The sequence below is a fragment of the Neobacillus sp. Soil_C_43 genome, assembly GCF_057656715.1.
This window is the reverse complement of sequence record NZ_JBDGJV010000018.1, coordinates 87,328-93,973: the sequence shown is the minus strand read 5'-3', so window position 1 is coordinate 93,973 and position 6,646 is coordinate 87,328. Positions and strand designations below refer to the sequence as shown.

The following is a 6,646-nucleotide window of genomic DNA, read 5'->3' as shown; positions in this document are numbered from 1 at the left end:
GTAGTTCACTATACTCATTCTTTTTTTACAAGCGAAAACATTGTTGACACTTTTACACAATTAAATGGACTTGACTGAAAAGTAGACGTAGGAGCTGTCTACATCGACTTTCTCGCCTTCTTTTCAGTGAAAAGTAGACGTAGTTACCTTACCTTCTGACAATGTTGCTGCTTTTTACTCCTACTATGTCCGGAGTTGATTTAGATCTAGCTGATGAATCAGAGAATGAGAGAAGCAAAGTTTACGAAAAATGCAATAAAAAAGGATGATACGAAGGGGAATTCCCCTCCATATCATCCTTTTTGTAGGAAGCTATTAAGCTACTTTCGTTTCAAGTTGAACCCGTGGAGAATTCCACATCTCAATCCATTTCTTAATAGCTGTCACCATTATTATGACTCCAAGCGCCAGCATTATAATGGATAGAATTCCATTTAATACGCTATAGCCTGCTGCTGCTGAATTAAGGTAGACATTTTTGACCATCCAATATCCAGCATAATTTACCGTAACAAATAAATAGGAAAGCGGGATGAGGCAGGTAAGCATATAACGTCGTTTATCTGCTATTCTCAGAATAACGGTTGCCCCAACAATTAGACCGATTGATGCCATCAACTGATTGGAAACTCCAAACAGTGCCCAAACAGATCCAATGTCACCAGAGAATAGTAAGTATCCCCACATGAAGCATGCTAACGCACTAGCAAAGATGGATCCTGGAAGCCAGTCTGTTTTCTTTAACGGCTTATAAAACTCTCCGAAAAAGTCCTGAATTAAATAACGCGCTACACGTGTACCCGAGTCAATAGCAGTTAAGATAAATACTGCTTCAAACATAATGACAAATTGGAAAAAGTAAGATGATAGTTTCGCAAACCAAGGAATACCTGTGAAAACATATGTCATACCAACTGCTAATGTAACCGCACCACCTGTTCTTCCTTCAAGGTTAATCCCAATTTCATCCGCTAACTTCGGTAACTCTACAACATTCATTCCAAGTGTTTTGAACACTTCTGGTGTTGAGTTAATAGCAAAATAATCAGCTGGTTGAAGAGAAGTTGCAGCGATTAGAGCCATAATTCCTACCACACACTCAACTAACATCGCTCCAAAACCTACGACCTTAATATCTGACCAACGATCTAGCATTTTCGGAGTAGTTCCTGAGCCAACAAATGCGTGGAATCCTGAAATTGCTCCACAAGCAATAGTGATAGAGATGAATGGCCAAACCGGTCCACCTAGAACAGGTCCGCCACCTGAAGTGAATTTTGTGAATGCAGGCATTTCAATACTTGGATTGATAATGAAAACACCAATGATTAGAGCAATAAATACCCCAATTTTCATAAAGCTGCTTAAATAATCGCGTGGTGCAAGCAAAAGCCATACAGGCAATGCTGCTGCAAAGAAAGCATAGATTGGTAGAATAATAGCTAATGTCTTTGTATCTAATGTCAGCCAATCACCTAAAACAGTATGTTGGATGGATGGACCTACAAAAACGCCAACCATAACAAGGATAAAACCGATTGTTGATGTTAATTTCAAGTTACCAGTTTTCTTATATGCAATCCCAACGAACATCGCAATTGGAATCGTGATTCCCACAGAGAAGGTACCCCATGGATTATTTTCAAGGGCATGAAGGACAACCATCGAAAGTCCAGCCATTGTGATCGTGATAATAAACAACATGGCAAGTCCTGTACAAAAGCCTGCAACTGGTCCGAGTTCTTCTTTTGCTACCTCTGATAAAGATTTTCCTTTTTTTTGCATGGATGCAAAAAGAACAACCGCATCATGGACTGCACCACCAATAACCGCACCAATTAATAGCCAGAGTAAACCTGGTAAATATCCGAACTGGGCAGCGAGAATAGGTCCTACAAGTGGCCCAGCTGCCGCAATTGCCGCGAAGTGGTGACCGAATGTGACCCATTTATTTGTTGGAACGTAGTCCTTTCCATCATTTAACTCATGTGCAGGTGTAGGCTTTGAATCATCTAACTTTAAAACCTTAGCTGTCATGAAAGTACCATATAAGCGATACGCAATCATTAAAATACAAATGGAACCGATTACAATTGAAACCGCATTCATTTCTTCAGCCTCCCTATTTGTTTCTTTCTGCTATTATCATACTTTAAGAAAACGCTAACATAGGGTTTTCAGGATGAAAGGTAGAAATATAGACTTGAAATGCAAAAAACAGCTGCTTAAAAACCAAGCAGCTGTTTCAATTCTTTTGTATACGTTCTGCTGACCGGTACCTTCTCGCCGTCTGACATGATCAGATTATAGGTAGAATTAAACCAGGGCTCGATTTCTATAATTGAATTAATACTGACTAAATACGATCGATGGACACGAATAATTTGAGAGTTTTGTAGTTTCCTCTCAAATGTAACTAAAGGTTCATTCACCACGTACTTTTGTTTCCCAGTTGCGATGATTGTTTTGCCCTCATTCGTGCTAATATAAAGGATGTCTCTAACGTTTACTAATATAATTTTCTCATCAACTGTTAGAGCCAGTTTTTCCGTGTTTGAAAATAAGCCCGCCTTTGATGGAACTTGAATATTCGGCTCTTTGCTCCCCAAAAGCTTCAATAGCTTCTCAATGGTTTGCTGCACTCTTTTTTCATCAAAAGGTTTTAATATATAATCAGCCGCATTTAATTCAAATGCCTTTAAAGCATACTCATCATACGCAGTGGCAAATACAATCAAAGGAGGGTAATCCAGTTTATTAATACGGCTGGCAATCTCCATTCCGCTTTCATCAGCAAGCTGAATATCTAGAAAAACCACGTCAATATCAAGGTTATCTATTTTATCTAACGCTTCTTCCACTCCGCTCGCCTCACCAGCTAATTCCACCTGTTTACTTCGCTTTAAAAGATAGGCTAGCTCATCCCTGGCCAATGGTTCATCATCAACGATAAACGCTCGTAACAACATCCTCACCCCACTTCTGCTGCGTTAATGGCAGCTTAATCCATACCTTTGTCCCACCGTCTATTTTACTTTCAATTTGAAAAGATGCCGTATGCCCATAAATTTCTTCTATTCGTTTTTTTATATTCCAAAGTGCGGTTCCTGTGCCTTTTACTGAATCAATTGTTTGGTTTCCAAGTGTCCCGAGCAGTTCAGGTGTGATTCCCTTTCCGTTATCCTCAGTTAAGAGAACCATCAAGTCACCTTCTTGAAAAGCCCTAACCTTTACTGTACCATGTTTTGCTTTTGGAAAAGCATAACGAATGGCGTTTTCCACAAGAGGTTGCAGGGTAAAAGGAGGAATAAGAACCTTTTGTAAAGCTAAATCAATATGTAACTCAACTTTGTAGCGATCCGGAAAACGAGCCTGCTCAATGGTTAAATAGGCCTCCACATGTTCCAATTCTTTTTCAAGCGGGATTAACATCTGCCGAGCTCCTTGAAGATTGCTACGGAAAAAGGTACTTAGTTTAATTAATAGACTTCTAGCTTTATCTGCATCCGTTCGAATAAGACTTGAAATCGTATTGATTGCATTAAAGAGGAAATGCGGATGAACTTGGGCTTGTAATGCTTTAATCTCAGCATCCTTTAATAATCTTCTTTGTACTTCTAACTCTGCCATTTCTAATTGAACAGAGAAAAGTTTCCCTAGACCTTCGGCAAGCTCTTGCTCAACCCGATCAAGTTTCCGCGAATCAGTGAAATATAGTTTTAATGTCCCTACTGTTTTCGTGTGGACCTGAAGAGGTAATACAATTGCGGCTTCTAAAGGACAGCTCGGATTAAAACATTGAATTTCCTTAGCAGTTTTTGCAATCGTTATGTTTCCTTGTTCAAGGACCTTTTTCGTTAATTCTGTCGCCATGTTTCCTGATGGAATATGGTGATCAGAGGCAGCCCCTACATGGGCAAGGACATGAGACTGATCTGTAATGGAAATGGCATCAGCGTTTGTCCAATTTAAAATGATTTCTGCTGCTTTCGTGCACGAATCTACATTTAAACCTTGTCGAAAAAACGGAAGCGTCTGATTGGCAATGTATAATGCCTTGTGCGTTTGTAGAGCGCGCGTACGCTCTTGTTCTTGAAGGATTTCCTGAATAATTAACACAAACAGAAGTGTTCCAAAACCATTGATAGCAATCATGGGAAAAGCGATAACCTCCACAAGATGGAGTGCTTCCTCATAAGGTTTTGCCAGTAAAAGAATGACCCCCATTTGAGCAAATTCCATGGTTATTCCAATCATAACTGCTTTCCATGGTGATAATCCTTCTTGAACATTAAAGCGTTTACTTAAAAATCCGGTTACAACTCCTGCGGAAATAGTAGAAATGGCACAAGCGGTAGCAGTAAAGCCACCTAATGTTAACCGATGCAAACCAGCAATTAAGCCCACTCCAATGCCAACGATAGGACCACCTAATAAGCCGCCAATCGTGACTCCCATGATTCTTGTATTTGCAATGGCACTTTCACTATCCATATTAGTAAGCCATTCTTGGGATGTAATAGTTCCATGTCCAATCCTTACACCCGTATAGTTACTAATAACCCCAAAAGTTCCAAATATAATTATCATAACTACCTTTGCAGAAATGTCATGCTCATTATGAATTATTTGACGAAATGACTTCATCCTCGAAAGGACGAAAGCAACAATAATTAAAATCCCTACACGTTCCAGCATGAGAGGTAATAATTCAACCATATGATCTCACCCTTCATCTTTTCCAATAAGTGAAAACGGTAATAGACTACCCTATTACTATACCAAAAAAATAAGCTAGCTGTCTTTAAGACTAGCTAGCGTTTTCATTATATAGCAGCTGTTGTTTTTTACCAATTGGTATCAACATCGTTACCTCTGTACCTACTCCTAGTACACTGTGATAGGAGACTTTTCCATGCATCGTTTCAATTATTTTTAAAGAAACGGAAGTACCAAGTCCGGTCCCCTTGTCCTTTGTTGTATAAAACAAGGTCCCAATCCTCGCGAGTTGCTCTTCCGTCATTCCTTTACCTGTATCAGCAATCTTTACTATTGCATGGTGATTGTCAGTTTTGGAATGAACCGTTACTTTTCCACCCTCTGGAGTTGCTTCAATTCCATTCTTTATTAAATTAACTAATGCTTGCTTAAATTGATTTCGATCGGTCACTAGATTAAAACTAATAGACTCCAATTCACTTTCAAGCTGTACTCCTTGCTTAGCAGCAAGTGGCTCCATGAGAATCACCACTTCTGCTAGCAATTCTTTTAACGAAAACTTTTCTATTTTCTCAAATTGAGGCTTTGCAAAATTCAAATAATCACTAATAATCAACTCTGCGCGTGCTAACTCATTTAAGACGAGAGAAAGATACTGATAATTTTTCCCCGATTCTTCTTGCTGCATCAATTGTAAAAATCCTTTCACAACTGTTAAAGGGTTCCGAACCTCGTGAGCAATGGAAGCCGCCAGTTCACCTAGCGTATTTAACTTTTCGGCCCGCTGAATCTCCTTTTTCATCTTATTCCTTTCGACTATTCCCTCGTTCAGTTTAGCCGCGAGACCAAGTGCTAATGTTTGAATTAGTCCAACGAGCAGAAGGTCAGGAATATTAAAATCCAGTTTAAAAAAATTACCCTCTAAATAGCGAAATATACTAAGAGAAAGGAAACAAAGAGTCAATGACCAAAAACCCACAAGCATAGTAAGTACCACTCTCTTATTTGAAGAGTACCTCCAAAAACGCTTATAAAAGAGAAATGGAATTAGCGCAGTTAAGAGCGAAATGGCAAGTCCAAAAACCATGGTACCGCCGCCCAAAAGCAAGCGAGTTCCAATAATGGATGATAAAACGATTCCTCCCGCCACAGGTCCCCCATAAAGTATTGCTAATACTAGAGGAACAAAGCGAAGGTCCCAATGTAGTCCATAGTTTGCATACGAGAAAAGCATACAGGTTATTGCCGCAATACTCTGTAGGAAACCACATAAATAGGGAGATTTAAATTTTCGGTTATTATCCATTAGAGTACTGACTAGTAAGACTGGTGCGATCGTAATTAATACATTCAAAAGGAGCTTTTCTGCCAGCATTGTGATTCCTCCATGGATAACCTTCTATTTAATTTAACAATACGACAAAAATCGTCAATCTCCTTTTTTTCTATGAAAGTTTTACTATAAACATTATCTGCTTTCCCCCGTAAATTTGCCGTAATACACATAGCATTTACGATCTTCATCTATCTCTCTTGAATCCAGCGCAAACTCCATAAATTTACCATTCCTTTGAATATAAATGGAATCAGAATGAAGGATCGGCAAAACCTCTTCATGCTCCCAAATGTCTCTTTTTTCAACTAAGGTTGAACCCACTAATGTGATTTCTCTAATTTCTAGGCCTATGTGAGAATATACGGGCTCAGTAGTGTCCTTTGGAAACTGTTCTTTTTGAACATATAACGCTAGTGTACCGTCTGGATCCATAGCAGTTGCCGTAACGGAATAGGTTTCTCCTTCCTTAACAAAAAATTCGCAGGTCATTCTTGCTACGGTTTCAGCCGTCGACAAATGTAGATAATTCCATAATGCAGGGTATTCTTTATAATTGTCGTCAAGTCGATACTCTAATCTCATCTCTCCAGC

At 39.2% G+C, this 6,646-nt stretch carries 5 protein-coding genes; all 5 read right to left on the bottom strand.

The features are described 5' to 3' along the window. Window positions 1-315: 315 nt before the first annotated feature. The 5 genes from cstA to AC3A54_RS20765 all read right to left on the bottom strand — a co-directional run bounded on the left by cstA (window position 316) and on the right by AC3A54_RS20765 (window position 6,637). Window positions 316-2,109: a carbon starvation protein CstA gene (gene cstA, locus AC3A54_RS20785; RefSeq protein WP_335530335.1), complete on the bottom strand. Its 1,794-nt coding sequence runs from the start codon at window positions 2,107-2,109 to the stop codon at window positions 316-318. A gap of 116 nt (window positions 2,110-2,225) precedes the next feature. Further along, the gene (locus tag AC3A54_RS20780; protein ID WP_487656028.1) at window positions 2,226-2,966 is read right to left on the bottom strand and encodes a LytR/AlgR family response regulator transcription factor; all 741 of its coding nucleotides are present in this window, start codon (window positions 2,964-2,966) and stop codon (window positions 2,226-2,228) included. Further along, window positions 2,944-4,719, bottom strand: coding sequence for a LytS/YhcK type 5TM receptor domain-containing protein (locus AC3A54_RS20775; protein WP_487656025.1), 1,776 nt, complete (start codon window positions 4,717-4,719; stop codon window positions 2,944-2,946). Before AC3A54_RS20775 ends, AC3A54_RS20780 begins: the two co-directional genes overlap by 23 nt. Window positions 4,720-4,810: 91 nt before the next feature. Further along, on the bottom strand, window positions 4,811-6,094 hold the full coding sequence (locus AC3A54_RS20770; RefSeq protein ID WP_487656024.1) for an ATP-binding protein: 1,284 nt from the start codon (window positions 6,092-6,094) through the stop codon (window positions 4,811-4,813). Between the two features lie 93 nt (window positions 6,095-6,187). Further along, window positions 6,188-6,637 carry a hypothetical protein gene (locus AC3A54_RS20765; protein ID WP_487656023.1) on the bottom strand — a complete coding sequence of 150 codons (450 nt, stop codon included), beginning with the start codon at window positions 6,635-6,637 and terminating at the stop codon, window positions 6,188-6,190. Window positions 6,638-6,646 lie beyond the last annotated feature (9 nt).

Coding starts and splice junctions, on each gene's coding strand:
- cstA (WP_335530335.1), bottom strand. CDS start 2,109: ATGAATGCGGTTTCAATTGTAATCGGTTCCATTTGTATTTTAATGATT.
- AC3A54_RS20765 (WP_487656023.1), bottom strand. CDS start 6,637: ATGAGATTAGAGTATCGACTTGACGACAATTATAAAGAATACCCTGCA.
- AC3A54_RS20775 (WP_487656025.1), bottom strand. CDS start 4,719: ATGGTTGAATTATTACCTCTCATGCTGGAACGTGTAGGGATTTTAATT.
- AC3A54_RS20770 (WP_487656024.1), bottom strand. CDS start 6,094: ATGCTGGCAGAAAAGCTCCTTTTGAATGTATTAATTACGATCGCACCA.